This is a genomic window from Streptomyces sp. NPDC048254 (genome assembly GCF_043201895.1).
Classification (GTDB): domain Bacteria; phylum Actinomycetota; class Actinomycetes; order Streptomycetales; family Streptomycetaceae; genus Streptomyces.
Genome location: NZ_JBICZJ010000001.1, coordinates 709,017 through 730,404 on the forward strand (window position 1 = coordinate 709,017; position 21,388 = coordinate 730,404).

The window sequence follows — 21,388 nt, forward strand, 5'->3', positions numbered from 1 at the left end:
GTGGTGGATGGGGGTCGGGCCGCGGCCTTGCCGTTGCCCTGCTGCGTCCTCCACGATCGGCCGGTCCCCCGTCCCTAGCCAGGGCTGCGTCTACCCAGGGGATGCCACCCCCTGGCTGCGCTCTGGCGTACGAGCGACCATGGAGGGGTGAACCTTCCAGAACTCGGTGCCTTCCTCAGGACACGCCGCGACCGCATCCGCCCCGCCGAGGTCGGTCTCTCCCAAGGCCCGCGCCGGCGCGTTCCCGGGCTGCGCCGCGAGGAAGTCGCGCAGCTGGCAGGGCTGTCAGCCGACTACTACACCGAGCTGGAACGCGGCAGCGCAAAGAACGGCGTGCAGCCCTCGGCCCAGACCCTGGCCGCCCTCGCCCGAGCCCTGCGCCTGAACGGCGACGAGCGCGACCACCTGTTTCACCTGGCCGAACGGCCGGTCCCCGCGTCAGCACACGGACCATCGGCACACGTGCAGCCCGCGCTCCTCGGACTCCTGGACCGGCTGTCCAACACCCCCGCGCGCGTGATCACCGACCTGCACGAAACCCTGGTGGAAAACGACCTGGCCCTGGCCCTGCTCGGCAAGTCCCCGGCACACCGCGGCCCGGCGGCGAGCTTCGTGTACCGCTGGTTCACCGACCCGCAGGCGCGCGAGATGTACCCGCCCGAGGACCACCCGCACCACTCCCGGGTGTTCGTGGCCGACCTCCAGGCAGCGGCCGCCCGGCGCGGCCGGGACGCGGAGGTCACGAAGATGGTCGCCGTGCTACGCCGCAGCAGCCAGGAGTTCGCAGCCCTCTGGGACACCCACGACGTCGCGGTGCGCCGCATGGACCACAAGAGGATCGTCCACCCCATGCTCGGCGTCATCGAACTCGACTGCCACAACCTCCTCAGCGAGGACGGACGGCAACGCCTGCTGTGGTTCACCGCCCCGCCCGGAAGCCCGGGAGCCGAGCAGCTCGAACTGCTGTCTGTCGTAGGGACCCAGGAGCTGGGCGTCACGGAGGGCACGGCACCGGAGAGGTCGTCCGCGGCGGAATCCGGATCGCAGCGCTGACCCGCGCCGCAGAGGGGAGGACCGCCTTCCCAGCAAGGCGTGGCGGCCCCTACCCCCACAGAGATATGTTCTCCGGCCCGGGGCCCACGATGACCCCCTTGATTCCCGTTTTCCCCACGCTCCGGGATGGTCTCCACAGCGGCAAGTCGACCGGGCGCGGCAGTGTGGGTGTTTCATAGGTGGTCCCAGTTTCAACACCTGGAGCCGACGGCATCGCCGCAGGTCGATTTGTTTCACCGGTCGTTTCCTTCCCCTTGATCAGTGAAACGCATTCCTGAAACGATCCCGGCGTGATCACCGCCCCGTACCGGCTCGTCGAGTCGCACGTCTGCCCGATGTCCACCTGCCAGGCCCCGGCGGGCTCGCCCTGCCGCACCACCTCCGGCAAGGTCGCACTCGAATACCACACCGCTCGCTTCCAGCTCGTCCCCGCGCTCCGCTCCGAACTACACGTCGCCACCCCGGCCGTACGCCATCCCGGCTCCGTCTGGACGGCCCTGCCGGTGCAGAAGCTCGCGGCGCCGTCCGTGCCGATGGAAGTCCGGCTCGCGTACGCCCGTATCTCGACCCGGACGCAGGAAATCCAGTCCCAGGTCGACGCCCTCGAAGCCTCCGGCGTACACCGGCTGTTCCAGGAACAGATCAGCACCCGGGTCCGCGAGCGCCCCGAAATGAAGGCGGCCCTGGCGGCGGCCCGCGAGTACCGCTCTCTGGGAGCGAAGGTCACCCTCGTGGTGCACGAGATGAAGCGTCTGGGCCGCGGCGCCCTGGAACTGCTGAAGGTTGCCGAGGAACTGCGGGACGCGGAAATCGAGCTGGAGTTCCTCACCGGCCCCCTCGCCGGAAAGCACGACCCGTCCGGCCACGGGGCCGCCCTGTTCGCCTTCTTCGCCGCCATGGCCGAGTCCGAACGCGACTACATCCGCGACAAGACCCTCGAAGGACAAGAGACCGCCCGCAAAAACGGCAAGGCCATCGGTGGCGTCAGGGTCTCCGACGACGACATGCTCGCCACCGCCCTCCGACTTCGCGACCAGGAACACCTGTCCCTGCGCGAGATCGCCTCCCGCCTCGTCATCCGCACCGGCAAGAAACGCGGCCAGCACCCAGCCCCGGCCACCGTCATGCGCATGCTGCGTGAACACGACGAACAGACGGCCACAGCCACTCTGGAGCCCACGGTCTGACCTGGGGCTCAGTCCTTAGCGTTGTTTTTTCGGCGAGAACTACGTGGACCCCTGGATGGAGGCGCCGCGGTCAGCGCCAGTTGGCCGTGCCGCCGGGGGCTGTTGCCGACTCGATCCTGGCCCGGATCTCTCTCATCACCGTCACGATCTCCGCCTCGTGGTCCGGGGTCAGGCGGGTCACCGCTACCGAGCAGCTGATCGCGTCCTGGGGCGGGGTGTCGTACCGCAGGGCGAAGCCGAAGCCGATGATGCCGAGGACGGCCTCCTCGCGGTCGATCGCGTAGCCGCGGGCGCGGATCTCGGCGAGGTCGGCGGTGAGGGACTCGCGGGTGGTGCGGGAGTTGGGGGTCAGGGGCTCGTACGGGCCCTCGGGGAGGTCTTCGGCGGGGCGTTCCGCGAGGAGCGCCTTGCCGAGGGCGCCCGCGTGGGCCGGCAGCCGTCGGCCCACCCTGTTGATCGTGCGCAGGTATTCGTGCGACTCCCGGGTCGCCAGGTACGCCACGTCCGGGCCGTCCAGGCGGCCCAGGTGGATCGTCTCGCCCAGCGCCTCGGACGCCTCGTCCAGGTACGGGCGTACGAGGCGGACGCGCGGGTCGGAGTCCAGGTAGCTCGTGCCGGTCAGCAGGGTGCGGATGCCGACGCCGTAGAGGGAGCCGGTCGTGTCGGTGCGTACCCAGCCCCTCGTGATCAGCGTCTGGAGCAGGGCGTACATCGAGCTGCGCGGGACGACGAGTTCGTCCGCCAGTTCCTGGAGGCGGGCCGGGCGGTCGCCGCGGGCCGCGAGGAGCTCCAGCAGCTCCACCGTGCGCGCTGCGGACTTCACCTCGCGGACGCCTGCTGTCTCGGACATGTGCAGATCGTAGAGGGGCGGGGGCGGTGTGCGCCGTTGACGGGGGGTGTTCGCATATCTAGTCTTGGTCCTTATACGTGGATGATGTCTACATACGGAGATGGATTCGGTGGCCGGACAGCCGGAGGATGTGGTGCGGAGTCTGCGCGAGGGGATGGCGGGCGGGGTGCTGTCGTTCCCGCTCACCGCCTTTCACGCCGACGGGTCCCTTGACGTGGACGGATTCCGGGAGTACGTCGGCGGACAGCTCGCCGCCGGGCCCGGCGCGCTCTTCCCGGCCTGCGGGACGGGGGAGTTCTTCTCGCTGGACGAGGACGAGTACCGGCGGGTCGTGGCCGTCTCCGTCGAGGAGGCCGGCGGGCGGGTGCCGGTGGTCGCGGGGGTGGGGTACGGCTGGGCGCAGGCCGTGCGGTTCGCCCGGGTCGCCGAGGAGGCCGGGGCCGACGCCCTGCTCGTGCTGCCGCACTATCTCGTCGCCGCCCCGCAGGACGGGCTGGTCGCGCAGCTGGAGCGGATCGCGGCCCGGACGTCCCTGCCGCTCATCGCCTACCAGCGCGGACAGGTCGCCTTCACGGCCGACTCGTTGACCCGTATCGCCCGTATCCCCGGCGTCATCGGGCTCAAGGACGGGCACAGCGACCTGGACCGGCTCCAGCGCCTCACCCTCGCCGCCCCGGAGGGCTTCCTCTTCTTCAACGGCGCCGCCACCGCCGAGATCCAGGCCCGCGCCTACGCCGCCGTCGGCGTCCCCGCCTACTCCTCCGCCGTGCACGCCTTCGCCCCCGAGATCGCCGACGCCTTCTTCGCCGCCCTCGGCGCCGGCGACCACGGCACGGTCGACAAGCTGCTGCGCGACTTCTACGTGCCGTTCGTCGAACTCCGCGACCGCGTCCCCGGATACGCCGTGTCCCTCGTCAAGGCGGCTGCGCGGCTGCGCGGCCGTCCGGTCGGCCCGGTGCGCGCCCCGCTCACCGACCCCTCGGCCGCCGACCTGGCCGACCTCAAGGCCCTGCTGACCGCCGGACTCGACCTCGTGGGAGCGATGCCGGTGGCCGAGCCGGGGTGGACCACACCCACCGTGCCGCGCTGGTAGCGACGCTCGTCCGGGCGGTCGTACGGCGAGAGCCGCCGCCGCTGTCCCGACATGGTGCAGACTGGCCGGATCCGCACCACGTCCAGGGAGCGCACCGTGACCGCGTCCAACGCGTTCGCCGGAGAGGAACCGGAGTACCTCGACGACGACAGAGGAGCAACAAGACCGCACTGCGCCGCGCAGGTCGACCCGCTGGCCGGCCTGCGCACGCCGGACGATCCGCCCTGGGACGTCTACCTCACCGGCACCGTCTTCCTCGACATCATCTTCACCGGCCTGCACTCCGCCCCCGTGCGCGGCACCGAGTCCTGGGCCCGGGGCATGGGATCCAGCCCCGGCGGCATCGCCAACATGGCCACCGCCCTCGCCCGGCTCGGCCTGAAGACCTCCCTCGCGGCGGCCTTCGGCGACGACCACTACGGCGAGTACTGCTGGGACGCCCTCGAACAGGGCGAGGGCATCGACCTCTCCCCGTCGCGGAGGGTGCGCGGCTGGCACTCGCCGGTCACCGTGTCCATGGCGTACGAGGGGGAGCGGACCATGGTCTCGCACGGCCACGAGCCGCCCGCCGACACCCTGTTCCGGCAGCAGAACGCCCCCGGCCACCCCGCCCACGCCCGTGCCGCCGTCGCCTCCCTCACGCCCGGCAAACGCAACCCCTGGATCGCCAAGGCCGCCGCCGAGGGCACCCGGATCTTCGCGGACGTCGGCTGGGACGACACCGGTGCGTGGGACCTCGCGGGGCTCGCCGATCTCGAACACTGCGAGGCGTTCCTGCCGAACGCGGAGGAGGCGCGGCGGTACACCGGCGCCGACTGCCCGCGCGCCGCGGCCCATGCCCTCACCGAGTACGTGCCCCTCGCCGTCGTCACCCTCGGGGCGGAGGGGGCCTACGCCGTCGACGGGCGGACCGGGGAGTCCGCGGAGGTCCCGGCGATCGCCGTGGAGGCCCTCGACCCGACCGGCGCGGGTGATGTCTTCGTCGCCGGGTGCGTCACCGGCACGCTGGCGGACTGGCCGCTGGCCGACCGCCTCGCCTTCGCCGGCCTCACGGCGGCGCTCTCCGTCCAGGAGTTCGGCGGCTCCCTGTCCGCGCCGGGCTGGTCGGAGATCGGGGCGTGGTGGCGGAAGGTCCAGTCGGTGGCGGGGCAGGACCCGGCGGCGCTGCGGCGCTACGCGTTCCTGGAGGGCCTGGTCCCGGAGGAGGACCAGGTGAGGCCGTGGCCCCTGCGGAGGGCGGTGCCGACGATCGGGTTCGGGCGCGCGGGGTGACTTCCGAGGGTGCGGGTGCGTGGGGGCTGAGGGCCGGGGGGCGCTTACCGGCGCTTGCCGGGTGCCGCCTGCGCCCACCCGGGCCGCCTGGGGGCACCTCCCAGGCCCTTAAGGCACTGGGGGAGGCACGACTGCCCGCAGCTACGACGTGCCCCGTAAGGGGCGCGGGGCTGTATCGATGTGCGGCTCCACGGCGTGGGCGCGATCGGCCCCCACCGGGCCCGCAGTCGACGACCGGGGCGCCACCACCCCGGAACTACCCCCCGCGCACCCCGGCAACCTGCTCCCGCAGCAGCTCCCGTCCCCCCTCCGACACCCCGGCCAACGCCCCGGCGAACAGTTCCTCCACCCCGCCCCCCTCGGCGCCCAAGCTCCCCCTGCTCAGCTCGTACCCCTCCCGCACCGCGACCCTCAGCACACCCTCCGTGTCCACCGCCGCCGCGGCGATCGTCGGTACCTCGCCGCCCCCCGGGTCCGCCACCTTCGCGTACGCCCCCTTCACCGGCTCCCGCCAGCGCAGCGCCAGCAGCACCGGCGCCTTCGCCTCCAGCTCGGACAGGTCCACCTCGGCCACCCCGTCCGCCGTGAGCACCTCGGCCCACGCGTCCAGCACGATCGCCGCCGGCAGCAGATCCCGCAGGCTCGACCCGGCGATGTTCCCGCCGACCGTCGCCGTCCGGCGTACCGAGCCCGTGCCGACCCCCTTCGCCGCCTTCCGCAGCACCTCCGGAACCCGGTCGTCCACCTGGTGCAGAAGCACCGCGCCGCCCAGTACCCCGGCCCCGATCGCCGTCGCCTCCGGCACCTTCCGCAGGGACACCGCCTGTTCCGGGAAGCCGTCCCGCTGCCAGACGGCCCATACGAGGGTCGCACCGCCGACGGGTATCGCCCCCTCGGCCAGGCATTCCCGGGCCTCGGACACCGACGTGGGCAGACGCAGCAGCACGGCTACCTGCTTTCTGTACGTACAGGTGGCGTGGAGCGAACGCGGCCCCGCGACCACGTATGGCAGTGACGGCCCGGATTCTGCCCCGGCGTGCAGGAGCGCATGCAGGGCTCACGGCTGCACCAGGGGCGCCTTCCGCTGTGAAAAGGCCTACGGCGTTGTCAGCCCCGCGTCGTACGCTTGGTATCGCGAGGCCGCCCTCAGCTACGCGGCCGTGATGAGGAGGAACCGCAGGCCTTAAGCGCCGGCCCATGACTCAGACACCCACAGCTCACACTCCCGCGCAGCAGCAGGCCCGAGCTCAGTTCGAGGTTCCCGCCCAGCACCCGATGGTCACCGTGCTGGGATCCGGCGACTCCCTGCTGCGCGTGATCGAGAAGGCCTTCCCGGCGGCCGACATCCATGTCCGGGGCAACGAGATCAGCGCGGTCGGCGATGCCCGTGAAGTCGCCCTCATACAGCGCCTGTTCGACGAGATGATGCTGGTGCTCCGCACCGGACAGCCGATGACGGAGGACGCAGTGGAACGCTCGATCGCCATGTTGCGGGCGAGTGAGAACGGGGAGGGACCGGAGGAGACCCCGGCCCAGGTTCTGACACAGAACATCCTGTCCTCGCGCGGCCGCACCATCCGACCCAAGACCCTCAACCAGAAGCGGTACGTCGACGCGATCGACAAGCACACGATCGTCTTCGGCATCGGCCCCGCCGGTACCGGCAAGACCTACCTGGCCATGGCCAAGGCGGTGCAGGCCCTGCAGTCCAAGCAGGTCAACCGCATCATCCTGACCCGGCCGGCGGTCGAGGCGGGCGAGCGGCTCGGCTTCCTGCCGGGCACGCTCTACGAGAAGATCGACCCGTACCTGCGCCCGCTGTACGACGCGCTGCACGACATGCTCGACCCGGACTCGATCCCGCGCCTGATGGCGGCCGGGACGATCGAGGTGGCGCCGCTGGCGTACATGCGCGGCCGTACGCTCAACGACGCCTTCATCATTCTCGACGAGGCCCAGAACACCTCGCCCGAGCAGATGAAGATGTTCCTCACCCGGCTCGGCTTCGAGTCGAAGATCGTGATCACGGGTGACATCACCCAGGTCGACCTGCCCAGCGGGACCAAGTCCGGTCTGCGCCAGGTGCAGGACATCCTGGAGGGTGTGGAGGACGTGCACTTCTCCCGGCTGACGTCCCACGATGTCGTACGGCACCGGCTGGTGGGCCGTATCGTCGACGCGTACGAGCAGTACGACAGCGAGCACGGCACGGAGAACGGCACGCATCAGGGCGGCCGCTCGAAGTCCGGGCACAAGGGGAAGTAGACAAGCACAGCGCCATGTCGATCGACGTCAACAACGAGTCCGGAACCGAGGTCGACGAGCAGGCGATCCTCGACATCGCCCGCTACGCCCTCGCACGGATGCGCATCCACCCGCTCTCCGAGCTCTCGGTGATCGTCGTGGACGCCGATGCCATGGAGCAGCTGCACATCCAGTGGATGGACCTGCCCGGGCCGACCGATGTCATGTCCTTCCCGATGGACGAGCTGCGGCCGCCGTCGAAGGACGAGGACGAGCCGCCGCAGGGGCTGCTCGGCGACATCGTGCTCTGCCCGGAGGTCGCCGCGAAGCAGGGGGCCGAGGCCGACACCCAGCACTCCATGGACGAGGAGCTCCAGCTGCTCACCGTCCACGGGGTGCTGCACCTGCTCGGCTACGACCACGAGGAGCCCGACGAGAAGGCCGAGATGTTCGGGCTGCAGGCGGCCATCGTGGACGGCTGGCGGGGGGAGAAGGGCCTGACCGGTCCCTCCCCGGCGCCGACGGTCTCCTAGCCGGGTGGTCGTCCTCGTATGAGTCCGCAGATCGTCGCCGGAGCGATCGCCCTGGTCGTCGTGGCATGGCTGGCCGCCTGCGCCGAGGCCGGTATCGCCCGCGTCTCCAGCTTCCGCGCCGAGGAGGCCGTGAAGTCCGGGCGGCGCGGCAGCGCCAAGCTCGCGCAGATCGCCGCCGACCCGACCCGCTACCTGAATGTGGCGCTGCTGGTCCGCGTCGCCTGCGAGATGGCGGCCGCGGCGCTGGTCACCTACGCCTGCCTCCAGGCGATCCCGGCCACCTGGCAGGCGCTGCTCGCCGCGATCGGCGTGATGGTGCTCGTGTCGTACGTCGCCGTCGGCGTCTCCCCGCGCACCATCGGCCGCCAGCACCCGCTGAACACGGCCACGGCCGCCGCCTACGTGCTGCTGCCGCTGGCCAGGATCATGGGCCCGATCCCGTACCTGCTGATCCTCATCGGCAACGCCCTCACCCCCGGCAAGGGCTTCCGGCGCGGCCCGTTCGCCTCCGAGGCCGAACTGCGGGCCCTGGTCGACCTCGCCGAGAAGGAGTCCCTGATCGAGGACGAGGAGCGCCGGATGGTGCACTCGGTCTTCGAACTGGGCGACACGCTCGTCCGCGAGGTCATGGTGCCGCGCACCGACCTGGTGGTCATCGAGCGGTACAAGACCATCCGGCAGGCCCTGACGCTGGCGTTGCGCTCGGGCTTCTCGCGCATCCCCGTCACCGGGGAGAGCGAGGACGACATGGTCGGCATCGTGTATCTCAAGGACCTGGTCCGCAAGACGCACATCAGCCGGGACGCCGAGTCCGACCTGGTCTCCACCGCCATGCGGCCCGCGTTCTTCGTGCCCGACACCAAGAACGCCGGCGACCTGCTGCGCGAGATGCAGAAGGAACGCAACCACGTCGCCGTCGTCATCGACGAGTACGGCGGCACGGCCGGGATCGTCACCATCGAGGACATCCTGGAGGAGATCGTCGGCGAGATCACCGACGAGTACGACCGGGAACTCCCGCCGGTCACCGACCTCGGCGACGACCGCTACCGGGTCACCGCCCGCCTCGACATCACGGATCTCGGCGAGCTGTACGGCCTGGAGGAGTACGACGACGAGGACGTGGAGACCGTCGGCGGGCTGCTCGCCAAGGCGCTCGGCCGGGTGCCCATCGCGGGTGCCGCCGCCCAGGTCGAACTCCCCGACGGACGGCGGCTGGCCCTGACCGCGGAGGCCGCCGCCGGACGCCGGAACAAGATCGTGACCGTGCTGGTGGAGCCGGTGCCGGTGGCCGACGACCCGAAGGACGAGCCCGAGTGACCCCCGACCGGCTCCGCGCCTTCTGCCTCTCCTTCAACGCGGCGGAGGAGGACTTCCCGTTCAACCCGGACATCTCCGTCTTCAAGGTCCTCGGCAAGATGTTCGCGCTGAGCTGGATGGACGCCCGCCCGCTGAAGGTCAACCTCAAGTGCGATCCCGACGACGCGGTCCGGCTGCGCACCGACCACGAGGGCCTGATCATCCCCGGCTACCACATGAACAAGCGCCACTGGAACACCGTGACCGTGGACGGCGACCTCCCCGACCGGCTGGTGAAAGAGCTCATCGAGGACTCGTACGACCTCGTCGTGGCCGGCCTGCCGAGAGCGGAGCGGCTGCGGCTGGACCGGGCGTAGCCGCCCACCGGGGTGAGGGCAGGCCTTGCGCCTGACCACCTATGCGCCCATCGACGTGTGCCACTGTCCTCGGGACAGGTGGCATACGCCGTCGGGAGTGATGCGGACGTTCGCACCGAGCAACGGCAGAGCCCCCTCCGCGTTGAGGCGGTTGCGGATGCGTTCCAGGACTGACCACAGCTTTTGCGGGCCGCTCTGGTGCACTTGCGGCGGGTCGATCCACTCGGCGGATGCCCGCGCCCATGACCCGTCCGGGTGGACCAGGTATGCCGTCCGCTCGCGTCCGCTGCTCTCGTAGCCGACTTCGATGCCCGGTGCGGTGACTTCCAGCATGGACCGGAGTTCCCACGCGTTGGCCACGTCCACCACGGGGTAGCGGCCGGTGCTCCGTGATTCTCCCTCCGTGTCACGGGCGAGTGCGAACAATTCGGCAAGGGTGGGCGGGTAGTCGTCGCCGGACCGGGTGGGCATGAAGCCGGCCGTGTCGCGTTCCACCCGGCCCACCACGTCACCGTTGTGGTGTTTCCACCCGGTCACGATCAGGGAGGTTCGCGCGAGGGTGGTGGCGAGCCGGCCGCCGGCCTGCAGCGCACCGAGCACCGGCCTGAGCCCCGGTCCAGGAGCGAGCGCCACCGTGCACACGATCCGGTCGTACGAGCCGGGTACATGGGCGGTGGCATCTGATGTGATCATCTTGGGTTGAAAGCCCATGGCCGCCAGCCGTTCTCCGGCTGCGCGCACCAGGTACGGGTCCACGTCCAGGCTCGTGACGTTCCGGTCTCCGAGTCGGGAGCAGGCGTAAGCGGTCAGACCGCCGGCTCCCGTACCCAGGTCGAGCAGGGACAACCCGGCCCCGAGTCGCCCGTGGCGCAGCATCCGCACCACCAGACCTGGGTGCGTGGCGGATGACGTGGGCTTTCCCGTTGGCCGGTCGTCGGGATCCGCGTCGTCAGCGTGCAGTATGCCGACCCTGGTGACCAGCGAACGGTCGGCGTAGGCGGCAGCCGCCCATGCTTCCGGAGCACTCGGGCCGTCGCGCAACGCCCACTGGCCCGAACCGTCCCGGTCAAACCATCGGGGGACCAGTTCATGACGGGGCACCCGTGCCACGGGAGCGAGCCACCGTGAATCCGGATCGGTCACCAGGTCCGCGAGGGCGGTCGCCTTGCTCTGCCAGTTCATGCCGCTGAGCCTTCCAGGTCAGTCGTACGCCGGGTCGCACGCTTCGGTGTTCGCAGGGTCGCAGTCGCCCGAGTCATCCGGAGGACACGCTGCCCGCGGAGCGGGAATGCGCATGGCGAGGTCCGCCCACGCCTTCCCGCCGAGCAGATCGGCGAGCGGGGTGTCCCGCACGTTCCCCACCGGGAAGTCGCGCGAGAGCACACAGCCGGCGAGATCACCGTTCGGCAGGACGGCGGCCCGGCCCCGTGTACACCGGCCGCACATCTCACTGAGAGTCGGTTTCGTGCCGGGCGGCATGGCACGACCCACAGCCCGCACCCGGTCCGTGCTGATGCCGGCCACGCCCATCGCCGCCAACTCCGCGCGGGCTTCTTCGACACGCTGCTTCGGAAGGACGTCCACGATTCCGGCCCGGATCGTGATCCCACGGCGCACGGCTTCGCCGATGTTGCTCCGGGTACGGGCGTGACTACCCGCACGGCCCGTGATCCTGTCGTGCTCCTCTGGGTCGTCGCTGTAGTAGCTCGTCCCGAGCGTCACACCGTCGAGAGCGAACACGTCCCACCACTCGTCCCGAACGTGAAACAGGTTGGAGTACACCTCCACATGCCGTCCCAACGACAGCGCGAGTTCCGTGAACTCCCGCCAGTTCGGGTGAGCGGTCGGCTCACCGCCGATGAGCTGGATGGTCCGGATGCCGAGTGCGGCGGCGTCCGTGATGACCGAGCGCCAGTCCGTGGGCGTCATGGTGCCGTGCGTGGCCTGCGGGCTGGACTCCGACAGACAGTGCGCGCACCGCAGTTGGCACTTTCCGGTGATCTCCAGTTCAAGGGACCGGATTCCGGCGAGCGGAGACATGGGTAGTTCGACTAGGGCGGTCATGTGCCGTTTCCTTCCTTGCGTTCGCTGTGGTCGTTCCGCTGAGGTCCCAATCCGTGCCACATCACCCAAGGACGCTCGATCAGCTCGGCGAAGCTCGTGTGCCCGGGGCGCCTGCGCAGGTGGTCGAACGCCCAGTCCTGCGGTCCGGTCGGGTCCGGTGTCGTGTCCGACAGCGCGCCGCATTCGGCGTCGTCGTCCGTGAGGGTGAGGCACCGGAGCGTGTAGGTGGTCGGCGGGGCGTCGGCGTCCATGTCGGGGCGCAACGTCCACTCGACAAGCCGTAGGACTCGACCGGGGGCTGTCACAGCACCTCACCCCGGCTTCGCGCGTTGGCGCGGGCTGTCGCGAATCTCAAGCGCTGTTCGGGGGTGGCCGGCTGTACCTCCCCGGGGTCCACGGTCCATTCGACTCCGCCGCCCTCGGGTCGCAGGGACCAGCGCCCCATCCACTCACCGCGGAACTCGCCGACCCGATCCCGGTCGTCCGCCAGGAGGGTGCCGGTGGCCGGGAGGGGTGGGGGCTCCTGCTGTCGCGCTGAATTGTTCTCGCCGCACAAGGGGCGACTCCTCTCCGTAGTGAATCCACTACCAGGGAGGTTCAGCGTGGCCTGCCGTAGGGAACCATTCAACTTGCCTGACAGGAACGAAAGGTTGGTGAGAACCCCTTGAACCGCAGGGAGTTGGACCCCGACAGCTCGCCGCAGGCGGCGTTCGGGGCTCGTCTGCGCAGCTCACGGGAAGCGCGCGGATGGACTCAGGAAGTCATGGCCGAGAAGATGGGATATTCCAGTACGCATATGTCGTCGGTCGAAACCGGTCGCAAACTTCCGACTTTGCGCCTCGCGCGTAGTGCCGACAAGGCGTTCGAGACGGGTGACATCTTCGAGCGCGCGTGGAGCAAGGTCCGCAACGCGGGTCTGCTGGAGGGGTTTCCGCAGTACGTCGACCACGAGTCCCAGGCGGTGGAGATCAGGCTGTACGAGGTGGGCGTCGTCCCCGGTCTGCTCCAGACACCTGAGTACGCGACGGTGCTTGCGCAGGGCGCGGTCAAGCGGGGGGCGATCACGGCCGAGCAGGCGGAGGAGCAAGTCATGCTCGTGGCGGAGCGACAGGCCGCGCTTGCCCGGACTCCACCGCCGTTGATCTTCGCGGTACTTGACGAGAGCTGCCTGCGTCGGCCGATCGGCGAACCCGCCGTCATGGACGCCCAGCTGGCGCGGTTGGCGGAGTTCGCCGAACTGCCCCACACGCATCTCCAGGTCGCCCCGTTCGACATGGGCGCCCGCCGTCCGTTCAGCCTGCCCGTGTACCTGCTGACGATGCCGGACCGCTCGCTCATGTCGTACGCCGAGTCCGCCCATCGTGGCCATCTCGAACGCGAAAGCACGTTCGTCCTGACCCTGTTGAGGACCTACCATCAATTGCAGGCCGAAGCGCCGTCTCAGGCGACGTCCGTGGCCTTGATCAACGAGCTTCGAAAGGGCGGCATCCCGTGACGACCGAGTCCCCGCGTTGGTTCACGTCCTCGCACAGCGAAAACGGCGGCGCGTGTGTCGAGGTCGCCGCCAACCTCGTGGCCTCGCGCGGGGTGGTCCCCGTCCGTGACTCCAAGACCCCTGCCGGACCGGTGCTCCAGTTCCCGGCCGACGCGTTCTCCTCGTTCATGGGGTGCGTCAAGGCCGGAGGCTTCGGCGCCGCCTGAACCCCGGCCGCGTCGGGCACCTTTCGGAGCGCAGTGTCGCAAGGGAAGGTCCGGCGTGCTGGATCCGTGATCGAATTCGTCCTGTGACCATCAGATTCCCGCGCCCCCTGCGGCCCGGTGACCGTGTCGGTGTGACCTCGCCGTCCAGTGGGGTGCCCGAGGTGCTTCGCGGGCGGCTCGACGCGGCGGTCCGTACGGTCGAGGAGCGCGGGTACGAGGTGGTGGTGGGCCGGTGCATGGACGGCGCCACGCACCTGAGCGCACCGGCCGCCGAGCGCGCCGCCGAACTCACCGCGATGCTGACCGACCCGTCGATCCGGGCCGTCGTACCCCCGTGGGGCGGGGAGACCGGAATCGACCTGCTGCCCCTGCTCGACTTCGAGGCCCTCAGGCGGGCCGAACCGACCTGGGTCGTCGGCTACTCGGACATGTCGACCCTCATCACCCCGCTGACCCTGCGCACCGGGGTCGCGACCGTGCACGGCAACTGCCTGATGGAGACGCCCTACCGGCCGCCGCAGGGGCTGCTGTCCTGGCTGGACGTGGTGGCCGCGCCGCAGGGGCCGCCGTTCACCCAGACCCCGCCCGGGCGGCACCGGGCCGAGGGCGGGACGACTGGATCGCCGAGCCCGGCATCCGGGACCTCACCCTGGACGCCGAGGGCACCTGGACCCGGCTCGACGGGGACGGGAACGTGGACGTCGAGGGGCGGCTGATCGGCGGCTGCGTCGAGACCCTCGCCTGCCTCGCCGGGACGCCGTACCTGGACACCGCCGGCTTCGCCGGGGACGAACCGCTGCTGGTCTATGTAGAGGCGTGCGAGGACAGCGCGTACACCGTCTGCCGGAACCTGCATGGCATGCGGCTCGCCGGGTTCTTCGACCGGGCCGCCGCCGTGCTCGTCGGGCGCACCAGGGCGCCCGGCAGCCCGACTCTCAGCCAGCACGAGGCCGTGCTCGACGCGCTCGGGCCGCTCGGGGTGCCGGTCGTCGCCGACGTGGAGTGCGGGCATGTGCCGCCGTACCTGCCGCTGGTGAACGGCGCGCGGGGGCGGGTGCTGCACACGGCCGAACGGAGTCAGATCGTCCAGACGCTCGGCTGACTCCGTCCGGGGGCGGGGGAGGAGAGCGGGGCCGGGGCGGGGGGTTCGTATGCTCGGGGCATGACCGAGAGCAGTGAGCTTGATCCTGAGGACCGCAAGATCGTCACCCTGGCCCGTTCGGCCCGGGCCCGCAACGGGGTGCCGGAGGGAGCGGCGGTACGGGACTCCACGGGCCGTACGTATGTGGCGGGGACCGTGGAGTTGGCCTCGCTGAAGCTGAGCGCGCTGCGGACGGCGGTGGCGATGGCGGTGGCGTCGGGGGCGGAGTCCTTGGAGGCGGCGGCGGTGGTATCGGGGGCCGAGGGGGTTTCGGCGGAGGACCTGGCCGCGGTGCGGGATCTTGGAGGGCCGGGGACGCCGGTGCTGCTGGCGGGGCCGGACGGAGAGGTGCGGCTCACTGTCCCCGCCTGACCTCTGCCCACCTGCCCACCCCACTCGCTCCGCTGAGAAGCGAGGCGTTCTCTGACTCCGTCAGGGGAGGGGCGGGAGTTGGTTGACCGGGGTGGCCGGGGTGTGTGGGTGGGTGCGGCGTCGTCGTGGTTGCCCGCGCAGTTCCCCGCGCCCCTTTGGGGCGCCTGTCCTGGCCCCACCTGAAGGGGGCGCGGGGAACTGCGCGATCAGCCACCCACCACCCGCATCCGCCCACGCACCCGAGCCACCCCTCGCCGCCGCCCCCTCGCTACAGTCGGCCAAATTTCAACCTTGTACGTCTGTGTCGCTCGCGTATCAATAGGACCGTAAGTTCCGACGGACCGTCAGATTGTGATGGTGCGTCAGATTCGGCCCCGCGGTGTGCCCGCATCCACCCGGACCGGGGTCGCCATCCCCACATGGCATTCCCACGTAACGGGAAGGGAGCCCGATCTCCATGAAACGCTTGACCACCGGTGCGGCACTCGCGGCGGGGGCCCTCGCCGCCACGGCACTGGCCTTCGCGCCCTCGGCCGCCGCCGTCACTCCGACCACCGCCACCGTCACCGCCAGCTGCGGCATCTTCGGCGGCGGCGCGGCCACCCTCACCGCGACCCAGAGCGGTACCTCGGCCACCCTCACGCTCACCTCCAGCGCGATCACCACCCCGCTCGCCCTGTCGGCGAACTCCATCGCCTCCACGCTCACCATGGCCAACTCCACCGGCGGCAACGTCGTCTTCAGCGGCACCGTGAACCCGGCCATGGCCGCCGGCAGCGCCGTCACCGTCGGCCCGCTGCCCGGCACCGTCGCCTCCGGTGACAGCCTCGACTTCTACGGCGGCTCGCTGAAGATGGTCATCTTCGGCGTCACCGTCACCTGTACGTCCAGCGCCGCCCAGTCCCCCGGCCCGTTCGTCTTCTGAGTGTGCTGACGGGTCCGTTCCGGATGCCGCAGAAGCTGATGAACCGTCAGGTTTCTGCGGCATCTCCATTGACTTCTCACGCGCCCTCCACATCAATGGCCCCCTGTCGGCGCAGAGGAGCCGCTGCGCCCGCATCCCTCAGGAGGGGGCTTCCATGGGTTCACCCCCAAGATCACGAAGATCCCGACGGTGGCGCTGGATCTCACTGTTCGGGGCGACCGCGCTCGCGGTCACGACGGGGGGCGCGCTGGCCTGTCCGGCCGGTGCCGCCGGGACGAACGTCGACTTCGCCACGCACTGCATCCCGCCCGCCGTCGCGGGCCTGCCGCCGATCGACGGCACCACCACCGCCAGTATCTCGGTGGACGACACCACCCCGAAGGTCGGCGACACGGTCACGGTGACCTACACCGTGGTCACGCCCGCCGCCAACAACCCCACCGCCCTCGCCCTGCCGGCCGACATCATGACGCCGACCGGGAAGGTGACGCTGGGCGGCGCGCAGACCGGGGCCGTCACGGTCACCGGGCCGAAGAAGAACGACCCGGTGCCCGGCTACGGCACCTTCCCGTCGTTCTCCATGACCGGCACCTTCACGGTCACCTCGCCGGGTGCCATCACCCTCTCGCCCGGCGACTACAACATCCACACCAGCTACATCCTGGAGCTGGACACCCCCTGCACGGTCACCAACCCGCCCGCCCCGGTGTCGGAGACCGTCACGGCGACCGACTCGACGCCGGTCAACAACCGTGCCATCAGCCTGAGTTCGGCCTCCGGGAACCCCGGTGACAGCGTGACCGTCAGCGGGCAGAACTTCACGCCGGGCGCGACTGTGACGCTGGCCGGGCGGTCCGGGACCAGCCAGACCGCGGACACGGCCACCGCGACCGCGGGCTCCGACGGCTCCTTCAGCGCCCCGATCACCGTCAACGACAAGACGACGACCGGGATCGTGGCGTACGAGGGCAGTGCGTGGAGCGACACGGCGGGAGCCGGTCCGGCCGCCTACGTCGTCAACGACACCACGCCGGTTCCGGACGGCAGCCAGAAGCTGACGACCACCGTCAAGGCGGGGACCCTGTCCATGTCCCAGGCCGGGGACTCCGTCGCGCTGTCGGCGGTCGACTTCGGTCAGGGCGGGGCGTCCACCGGGGCGCTGCAGACCGTCACCGTCAAGGACTTCCGTGGCGGTCCGGCCGGCTGGTCGCTCACCGGCAAGGTCACCGACTTCACCGGTCCCGGCGCCAAGATCGACGCCGGGAAGCTCAGCTGGACCCCGTCCTGTGCGACCAAGGCGGGCAGCCCGAGCACCTGTGCGGCCGGTTCCGCGGGCGCCGTCGGCGGTTCCGGGGCGACCCTCGCGTCGACCCCGGACGCCACGGTCACCGGCGGCGAGTTCACGGTCGGCGCCGGACTCTCCCTGGACGTACCGGCGTTCACGCCTCCGGGGTCGTACTCCGGAGTCCTGACCCTGACGCTCACCTGAGCCAACTCCTCTGTGGCGACCGGGCCTCCACGAAAGACCCGGTCGTCACCCGACCCGCTTCCGACCGGGGGCCGCACCCATGCGTCGCGTCAAGCCGTATGTCCTCCTCCTGAGCCTGCTCCTCGGACTCCTGTGCACGGCGGCTCCCGCGCATGCCGCCGACAACGGCAGCTGGTCCGTCTACCCGGTCGCCTCCAAGATCGCCGCGCGGCCGTACTTCTATCTCTCCCTCGACCCCGGGCAGACGATCACCGACAAGGTGGCCGTCGCCAACAAGACCGGCGAACCGCTCACCTTCCGGCTGTACGCGGCCGACGCCTACAACACCGCGCGGGACGGCGGGTTCGCCGTCCGGACGGTGAAGGAGAAGATGCGGGGGGTGGGGGCCTGGGCGAGCATCGCGAAGGCCCGGGTCACCGTGGCGCCGCACCGGACGGTCACCGTCCCCTTCACCCTGCGGGTACCCCAGGGCGCCGAACCCGGGGACCATCCGGGGGCGATCGTGGCGCTGGACGAGCGCGTCGATCCGGGGGCCGGCTCCCTCGCGCTCGGTGTGCGGCGGGCCGTCGGTGCCCGGGTCTATCTGCGGGTGAGCGGGCCGACGCTGCCGGCCGTCGCCGTCGAGAACGTGCACCTCACCCACCACCAGCCGCTCGTGCCCGGCCTCGGCGACAGCACGGCGACCGTCTCCTACACCCTGCACAACACGGGGAACGTCACGTTGAACCCCAGGGTGCGGCTGCGGGCCGAGGGGCTCTTCGGCCGTACGCTGCTCAGCCGCGACCTCGCCCAGATCCCCGCCGAACTGCTGCCGGGGGAGCGCGTGCGGCTCACCGCGCCCTGGCGGGACGCGCCCCAACTCGACTGGGGGAACGTGACGCTGACGGCCAGCGCGACCGGCACCAGGGAGTCGGCGAGCACGTCGTTCCTCGCGCTGCCGTGGCTGGTGGTGGGGCTGGCCTTCGCCGCCGGGGTGGCGGGCGGCGTGCTGCTCGCCCGGGCCCGCCGGGGCCGCGGTCTGCCGCGGCTGCTCAGAGGGCGTCGGGGCCGCGCTCGCCCGTCCGCACCCGTACGACCGTCTGCACCGGCAGTGCCCACACCTTCCCGTCCCCGATCTTCCCCGTCCGCGCGGCCTTGACGATCGCCTCGATCACCGGCTCGGAGTCGGCGTCCTCGACGACGACCTCGATCCGGACCTTGGGGACCAGGTCGACCTGGTACTCGGCACCGCGGTACACCTCGGTGTGACCGCGCTGCCGGCCGTACCCGCTGGCCTCGGTCACGGTCAGGCCGTGCACCCCGATCCCCTGGAGGGCGGTCTTCACCGCGTCGAGGCGGTAGGGCTTGACGATCGCGGTGACGAGCTTCATGGCTGGGTCTTGACCTTCTGGGCGGAGGGGAGGACGGACGCGCTGACCGGGGCGCCGTGGCCCAGGACCCCGTGATCGTAAGCCGACTCGGCGTGCACCGTAAGGTCCAGGCCGGTGTGCTCCTGCTCCTCGCTCGCCCTGAAGCCCAGCGTCCTGTCGAGCAGCTTGCCGAGGCCGTACGTCACCGCGAACGCGTACGCCGCCACGGCCACCACCGCCACCGCCTGTCTGCCGAGCTGGGCGAGCCCGCCGCCGTAGAGGAGGCCCTCGGCGCCGCCGGTCATGGCCCGCTCCGCGAACAGGCCGATGAGAAGAGTGCCGATGACACCGCCGACCAGGTGAACGCCGACGACGTCGAGCGAGTCGTCGTAGTTCAGCCGGAACTTCCAGGAGACCGCGTACGAGCAGACCACGCCCGCGGCGAGGCCGACGACCAGCGCGCCCAGCAGCGAGACCGAGCCGCAGGACGGGGTGATCGCGACCAGGCCGGCGACGGCTCCCGAGGCCGCGCCCAGGGTGGTCGGGTGGCCGTCCCGCTTCTGCTCGACGAAGAGCCAGCCCAGCAGGCCCGTGCAGCCGGCGGCCATGGTGTTCAGGAAGGCGGCGGCCGCGAGACCGTTCGCGCCGAGCGCGCTGCCCGCGTTGAAGCCGAACCAGCCGAACCAGAGCAGACCGGCGCCCAGGATCACCATCGGCAGGTTGTGCGGGCGCATCGCGTCCTTCTTGAACCCGAGCCGCGGGCCGAGGACCAGGCAGAGGGCCAGGCCGGAGGCGCCGGAGGTGATCTCGACGGGGAGGCCGCCGGCGAAGTCCAGGGCGCCGAGGTGGTGCAGGATCCAGCCACCCGGGCCCCACACCCAGTGCGCCACCGGAACGTATACCAGCAGCGTCCACACCGGGACGAACACCAGCCACGCCCCGAACTTCGCCCGGTCCGCGACCGCGCCGCTGACCAGCGCGGCCGTGACGATCGCGAAGGTGAGCTGGAAGGTGGCGAAGAGCAGGGTGGGGACCGTGCCCTGCACGCTGTCCGGCCCGAGCCCGTGCATCCCGGCGTGCCGCAGCCCGCCGACGAGCCCCGCCCCGGCATCCTCCCCGAAGGCCAGCGCATACCCGCCCGCCAGCCACACCACCGTCACCAGCGCGATCGACACGAAGCTCATCATCAGCATGTTGAGGACGCTCTTCGTACGGACCATGCCGCCGTAGAACAGGGCCAGGCCCGGGGTCATCAGCAGGACCAGGGCGGTCGCGGCGAGCAGCCAGGCGGTGTCGCCGGTGTCGGCGTGCGCGGCGGAGAGGATCACGGGCGTCTCCAACGTCGTGGGGGCTCGTCAGAGATTCACCGGAACGCGTTTCCGGTCGCGTACAGCTGTGTTTCCGTGACGTTTCGTTGCGTCGGGGTTACCGGATTCTCACGGTGCGGCGGGGTGTCGTGGATCAGGGAGAATGGGGGGCATGAGCGTTCGCAGCCAGTCAACCGAACCGTCGGAATCGTCGGAGACCGTCCACCGGGCGGGCTTCGCCTGTTTCGTCGGGCGCCCCAACGCGGGCAAGTCCACCCTCACGAACGCTCTGGTCGGGCAGAAGGTGGCGATCACCGCGAACCAGCCGCAGACCACGCGGCACACCGTACGCGGCATCGTGCACCGGCCGGACGCCCAGCTGATCCTGGTCGACACCCCCGGCCTGCACAAGCCGCGCACCCTGCTCGGCGAGCGCCTCAACGACGTGGTCCGCACCACCTGGGCCGAGGTCGACGTGATCGGCTTCTGTCTGCCGGCGAACGAGAAGCTCGGCCCCGGTGACCGCTTCATCGCCAAGGAGCTGGCCGGGATCCGCAAGACCCCGAAGATCGCGATCGTCACCAAGACCGACCTGGTCGACTCCAAGGCCCTGGCCGAGCAGCTGATCGCCATCGACCAGCTGGGCAAGGAGCTGGGCTTCGAGTGGGCCGAGATCGTGCCGGTGTCGGCGGTCGGCGACAAGCAGGTGAGCCTGCTGGCCGACCTCCTCGTCCCGCTCCTCCCCGAGGGCCCGGCCCTCTACCCCGAGGGCGACCTCACGGACGAGCCCGAGCAGGTCATGATCGCGGAACTGATCCGCGAGGCGGCCCTCGAAGGCGTCCGCGACGAGCTGCCGCACTCCATCGCCGTCGTGGTCGAGGAGATGCTCCCCCGCCCGGACCGCCCCGCCGACAAGCCCCTCCTGGACATCCACGCCAACCTCTACATCGAACGCCCCAGCCAGAAGGGCATCATCATCGGCCCCAAGGGCACGCGCCTGAAGGAGGTCGGCATCAAGTCCCGCAAGCAGATCGAGGCACTGCTCGGCACCCCCGTCTTCCTCGACCTGCACGTGAAGGTGGCCAAGGACTGGCAGCGGGATCCCAAGCAGCTACGGCGGCTGGGGTTCTGA

22 protein-coding genes and 1 pseudogene are annotated in these 21,388 nt (G+C 70.7%); 16 read left to right on the forward strand and 7 right to left on the reverse strand.

Annotated features, from left to right (window positions below; all coding sequences use genetic code 11):
- Positions 1 to 147 precede the first annotated feature (147 nt).
- Positions 148 to 1,053 (forward strand): helix-turn-helix domain-containing protein, encoded by a 906-nt coding sequence (locus ACGFZQ_RS03215; protein WP_393838915.1) that lies wholly within the window; start codon positions 148 to 150, stop codon positions 1,051 to 1,053.
- Between the two features lie 290 nt (positions 1,054 to 1,343).
- Positions 1,344 to 2,240 carry a recombinase family protein gene (locus tag ACGFZQ_RS03220; protein WP_393838916.1) on the forward strand — a complete coding sequence of 299 codons (897 nt, stop codon included), beginning with the start codon at positions 1,344 to 1,346 and terminating at the stop codon, positions 2,238 to 2,240.
- Between the two features lie 70 nt (positions 2,241 to 2,310).
- Here the strand turns inward: ACGFZQ_RS03220 and ACGFZQ_RS03225 are convergent, their stop codons facing one another.
- On the reverse strand, positions 2,311 to 3,090 hold the full coding sequence (locus tag ACGFZQ_RS03225; protein WP_393838917.1) for an IclR family transcriptional regulator: 780 nt from the start codon (positions 3,088 to 3,090) through the stop codon (positions 2,311 to 2,313).
- Between the two features lie 109 nt (positions 3,091 to 3,199).
- Here ACGFZQ_RS03225 and ACGFZQ_RS03230 point away from each other — a divergent pair, with 109 nt between their 5' ends.
- Together ACGFZQ_RS03230 and ACGFZQ_RS03235 are read left to right on the forward strand one after the other, a co-directional pair.
- Positions 3,200 to 4,183, forward strand: a complete 984-nt coding sequence (locus ACGFZQ_RS03230) for a 5-dehydro-4-deoxyglucarate dehydratase (RefSeq protein ID WP_393838918.1) — start codon at positions 3,200 to 3,202, stop codon at positions 4,181 to 4,183.
- Between the two features lie 96 nt (positions 4,184 to 4,279).
- Positions 4,280 to 5,455, forward strand: coding sequence for a carbohydrate kinase family protein (locus tag ACGFZQ_RS03235; protein ID WP_393838919.1), 1,176 nt, complete (start codon positions 4,280 to 4,282; stop codon positions 5,453 to 5,455).
- 256 nt (positions 5,456 to 5,711) lie between these two features.
- On the opposite strand, the gene ACGFZQ_RS03240 is transcribed toward ACGFZQ_RS03235, so the two are convergent.
- Entirely contained in the window at positions 5,712 to 6,401 is a 690-nt protein-coding gene (locus tag ACGFZQ_RS03240) for an FAD binding domain-containing protein (protein ID WP_393838920.1), read from the reverse strand.
- Between the two features lie 251 nt (positions 6,402 to 6,652).
- On the opposite strand from ACGFZQ_RS03240, the gene ACGFZQ_RS03245 reads away from it, so the two are divergent.
- From ACGFZQ_RS03245 to ACGFZQ_RS03260, 4 genes are read left to right on the forward strand one after another with little or no spacing between them, the layout of a single operon-like run.
- Positions 6,653 to 7,720, forward strand: coding sequence for a PhoH family protein (locus tag ACGFZQ_RS03245; protein WP_393838921.1), 1,068 nt, complete (start codon positions 6,653 to 6,655; stop codon positions 7,718 to 7,720).
- A 14-nt stretch (positions 7,721 to 7,734) separates the two neighbouring features.
- Positions 7,735 to 8,232 (forward strand): rRNA maturation RNase YbeY, encoded by a 498-nt coding sequence (gene ybeY / locus ACGFZQ_RS03250; protein ID WP_351691360.1) that lies wholly within the window; start codon positions 7,735 to 7,737, stop codon positions 8,230 to 8,232.
- Between the two features lie 18 nt (positions 8,233 to 8,250).
- The gene (locus tag ACGFZQ_RS03255) at positions 8,251 to 9,552 is read left to right on the forward strand and encodes a hemolysin family protein (RefSeq protein ID WP_382540086.1); all 1,302 of its coding nucleotides are present in this window, start codon (positions 8,251 to 8,253) and stop codon (positions 9,550 to 9,552) included.
- Positions 9,549 to 9,908, forward strand: coding sequence for an MmcQ/YjbR family DNA-binding protein (locus tag ACGFZQ_RS03260; protein WP_351731019.1), 360 nt, complete (start codon positions 9,549 to 9,551; stop codon positions 9,906 to 9,908). Before ACGFZQ_RS03255 ends, ACGFZQ_RS03260 begins: the two co-directional genes overlap by 4 nt.
- Positions 9,909 to 9,947: 39 nt before the next feature.
- Here the strand turns inward: ACGFZQ_RS03260 and ACGFZQ_RS03265 are convergent, their stop codons facing one another.
- Genes ACGFZQ_RS03265 through ACGFZQ_RS03275 form a run of 3 tightly spaced genes read right to left on the reverse strand, consistent with a single transcriptional unit; the run spans position 9,948 to position 12,277 of the window.
- Entirely contained in the window at positions 9,948 to 11,090 is a 1,143-nt protein-coding gene (locus tag ACGFZQ_RS03265) for a methyltransferase domain-containing protein (RefSeq protein ID WP_393838922.1), read from the reverse strand.
- Positions 11,091 to 11,108: 18 nt separating this feature from the next.
- Complete coding sequence (locus tag ACGFZQ_RS03270) at positions 11,109 to 11,972, reverse strand: radical SAM protein (protein ID WP_393838923.1); 864 nt, start codon at positions 11,970 to 11,972, stop codon at positions 11,109 to 11,111.
- Entirely contained in the window at positions 11,969 to 12,277 is a 309-nt protein-coding gene (locus ACGFZQ_RS03275) for a hypothetical protein (protein ID WP_393838924.1), read from the reverse strand. Before ACGFZQ_RS03275 ends, ACGFZQ_RS03270 begins: the two co-directional genes overlap by 4 nt.
- Before the next feature lie 359 nt (positions 12,278 to 12,636).
- Here ACGFZQ_RS03275 and ACGFZQ_RS03280 point away from each other — a divergent pair, with 359 nt between their 5' ends.
- The 7 genes and pseudogenes from ACGFZQ_RS03280 to ACGFZQ_RS03310 all read left to right on the forward strand — a co-directional run bounded on the left by ACGFZQ_RS03280 (position 12,637) and on the right by ACGFZQ_RS03310 (position 18,738).
- The gene (locus ACGFZQ_RS03280; protein ID WP_393838925.1) at positions 12,637 to 13,467 is read left to right on the forward strand and encodes a Scr1 family TA system antitoxin-like transcriptional regulator; all 831 of its coding nucleotides are present in this window, start codon (positions 12,637 to 12,639) and stop codon (positions 13,465 to 13,467) included.
- Positions 13,464 to 13,673: a DUF397 domain-containing protein gene (locus ACGFZQ_RS03285; RefSeq protein WP_393838926.1), complete on the forward strand. Its 210-nt coding sequence runs from the start codon at positions 13,464 to 13,466 to the stop codon at positions 13,671 to 13,673. The genes ACGFZQ_RS03280 and ACGFZQ_RS03285 overlap by 4 nt, the downstream gene beginning before the upstream one ends.
- A 131-nt stretch (positions 13,674 to 13,804) precedes the next feature.
- Positions 13,805 to 14,775: pseudogene (locus tag ACGFZQ_RS03290) on the forward strand (S66 peptidase family protein).
- 60 nt (positions 14,776 to 14,835) lie between these two features.
- The gene (locus ACGFZQ_RS03295; RefSeq protein WP_393838927.1) at positions 14,836 to 15,186 is read left to right on the forward strand and encodes a cytidine deaminase; all 351 of its coding nucleotides are present in this window, start codon (positions 14,836 to 14,838) and stop codon (positions 15,184 to 15,186) included.
- A 457-nt stretch (positions 15,187 to 15,643) separates the two neighbouring features.
- Positions 15,644 to 16,111 carry a hypothetical protein gene (locus tag ACGFZQ_RS03300; protein ID WP_393838928.1) on the forward strand — a complete coding sequence of 156 codons (468 nt, stop codon included), beginning with the start codon at positions 15,644 to 15,646 and terminating at the stop codon, positions 16,109 to 16,111.
- 154 nt (positions 16,112 to 16,265) lie between these two features.
- Complete coding sequence (locus tag ACGFZQ_RS03305) at positions 16,266 to 17,600, forward strand: beta-xylosidase (RefSeq protein WP_393838929.1); 1,335 nt, start codon at positions 16,266 to 16,268, stop codon at positions 17,598 to 17,600.
- A 79-nt stretch (positions 17,601 to 17,679) separates the two neighbouring features.
- Positions 17,680 to 18,738 carry a WxL protein peptidoglycan domain-containing protein gene (locus ACGFZQ_RS03310; RefSeq protein ID WP_393838930.1) on the forward strand — a complete coding sequence of 353 codons (1,059 nt, stop codon included), beginning with the start codon at positions 17,680 to 17,682 and terminating at the stop codon, positions 18,736 to 18,738.
- Here the strand turns inward: ACGFZQ_RS03310 and ACGFZQ_RS03315 are convergent.
- Positions 18,632 to 18,970, reverse strand: coding sequence for a P-II family nitrogen regulator (locus tag ACGFZQ_RS03315; RefSeq protein WP_393838931.1), 339 nt, complete (start codon positions 18,968 to 18,970; stop codon positions 18,632 to 18,634). The two genes, ACGFZQ_RS03310 and ACGFZQ_RS03315, sit on opposite strands and share 107 nt — an antisense overlap.
- Complete coding sequence (locus tag ACGFZQ_RS03320; protein ID WP_393838932.1) at positions 18,967 to 20,277, reverse strand: ammonium transporter; 1,311 nt, start codon at positions 20,275 to 20,277, stop codon at positions 18,967 to 18,969. Before ACGFZQ_RS03320 ends, ACGFZQ_RS03315 begins: the two co-directional genes overlap by 4 nt.
- Before the next feature lie 142 nt (positions 20,278 to 20,419).
- Between ACGFZQ_RS03320 and era the strand changes: the two genes are divergently transcribed.
- On the forward strand, positions 20,420 to 21,388 hold the full coding sequence (era, locus tag ACGFZQ_RS03325; RefSeq protein ID WP_351731032.1) for a GTPase Era: 969 nt from the start codon (positions 20,420 to 20,422) through the stop codon (positions 21,386 to 21,388).